A 397-nucleotide genomic window follows, 5' to 3' on the forward strand; every position below is an offset into this window, starting at 1 on the left:
CCTCTGAAATACTAGTTGCAGACTGCATCGATTCACGAACTTTTGGACCGCTATATAAGGGTATTCTGGCAAAAATCTTCACAAAATTTAGTAAAACTCCTGTTGCTCAAGGTGCAAGCACTCAAAATACAATCCTTATTAACCAAGAAAAATCATATGTCAAAAATGGTCTTCGCTATACAGATGAGCATGTTCGCCATAGAGTCATGGATTTGGTTGGTGATCTTATGCTATGTGGGACACGCCATATTAGCGGACATTTTGAGACTTATAGCACTTCACACGCGATGAATGCTAAACTACTCGAGAAAATTTTCGCAGATGAGAGTAATTTTGAATGGTGCGTTAAATATTAAGATCGAAGAGTTCAGAATCCAATATCATATCAACTAACAAC

At 37.5% G+C, this 397-nt stretch carries 1 protein-coding gene; it reads left to right on the forward strand.

The genetic code is table 11. From position 1 onward, the window contains the following. Positions 1-356: UDP-3-O-acyl-N-acetylglucosamine deacetylase (locus tag ERX37_RS11250; RefSeq protein ID WP_208001696.1), on the forward strand; the 356-nt coding region annotated here is incomplete at its 5' end. Positions 357-397 lie beyond the last annotated feature (41 nt).

The organism is Macrococcus hajekii (assembly GCF_004359505.1).
In the GTDB taxonomy this organism is placed as follows: Bacteria; Bacillota; Bacilli; order Staphylococcales; family Staphylococcaceae; genus Macrococcus; species Macrococcus hajekii.